This is a genomic window from Oscillibacter sp. CU971, assembly GCF_905219725.1.
Classification (GTDB): Bacteria; Bacillota; Clostridia; order Oscillospirales; family Oscillospiraceae; genus Oscillibacter.
The window spans coordinates 1-1,129 of sequence record NZ_CAJMXG010000562.1 but is presented as its reverse complement, the minus strand read 5'-3'; the positions used below and the strand labels follow the sequence as shown (position 1 = coordinate 1,129).

The 1,129-nt window shown below is 49.0% G+C and carries 2 protein-coding genes; both read right to left on the bottom strand.

What is annotated here, in order from left to right:
* The coding region (locus tag JX325_RS17470) for a hypothetical protein (protein WP_204792270.1) at positions 1–331 on the bottom strand (331 nt) is incomplete at its 3' end.
* A gap of 97 nt (positions 332–428) precedes the next feature.
* Positions 429–1,076, bottom strand: coding sequence for a hypothetical protein (locus tag JX325_RS17465; RefSeq protein ID WP_204792269.1), 648 nt, complete (start codon positions 1,074–1,076; stop codon positions 429–431).
* Between the last annotated feature and the right edge of the window lie 53 nt (positions 1,077–1,129).

Genomic DNA, 1,129 nt, shown 5'->3' with positions numbered 1-1,129 from the left:
ATTCATCCATTTCTGGAAGCAGGTGCTTCTCTACATTTCTATCCAATTCCGTAAAGATATGGAATTTCACGACCGCTTGTTTCCATATTTCCTCATCAACAAAGGAAGGGGCCCATAGCGGTTCCACCGCCATATCATCGCCCCTCTGCAACATTACGTGCGCATTCTCTCCGTATTTAACTACACAGAGCAGGTTATATCCATCTCCATTTGGGCGCGGCTTTCTAAAAATTGCTCTGCCTATAATACCTTCTGCGATCAACAGCTTGGTGACTGTTTTTGACGCTATGCTCCAGGCACAGCCCCGCCCTGTCGTTTTATCTATGACCATAATGCCACCTCCAGCATTTTGGGGACTGCTTTAGACTGGACAAACTCCATCTTCTTGCCATTAACTAGAGCAACCAAATCATCCACATTCTGAAAAATCACCCAGCTTCATCCGCCTCAAAGGGGAACAAATCCGGCAGATCAATTTGAACGCCCAGCTTCCGCTTCAGCACATTTTGAATCCACATTAAACGGAAACGAACAGATTCCGGCCGGACGCCAAGCTCCCTGGCAATGGTGGCGTTCCGCTTTACCGCCTGTTTTTTCTGGACTAGGATCAGGTCCTCATGGTTCAACATTCGTTTGGTCCCGAAACCAGGAACGTTTCCACGCATGATGGCGAACTCTTTTAGCTCTTGGTCGGAGGGCATGTCCCGCAGAAGCTCCGACAGCTTCATGTATCCCTCCGTGAACGTTACCTCCAGGCCGCGAAGCCGCCGCAGAGCCGGACTGTCCAGCTCAATATAATCCGGTATGGGACCTCGCTCAAACTTGGCTTTGATATTTTGGAACCGGCCTTCTACCTGATTCCGTGTGAGGCCCAGTTCTTTCCCGGCTTCTTCATTGTCCTTCCCATCCAGGCGCAGCTTCAAAATCTTCAGGCCGAGCTGGGTTATGTGTGGCTTGCTGTTCTTGCTGTACGGGAAAAGCTCCGCTAAAACCTCGTCAGAGGGTGGAGCTGCCAGAAGTTCAGAAATTAGAATCTTTTCGCCGTTTGCCTTCTGTGTTAAAAAAGTGTTTTCCATTATGTCCCCCCTATTCCCTTTTAAAGACCTCTATCCCCTTTAGATGTCGAAAA

Coding starts and splice junctions, on each gene's coding strand:
- JX325_RS17465 (WP_204792269.1), bottom strand. CDS start 1,076: ATGGAAAACACTTTTTTAACACAGAAGGCAAACGGCGAAAAGATTCTA.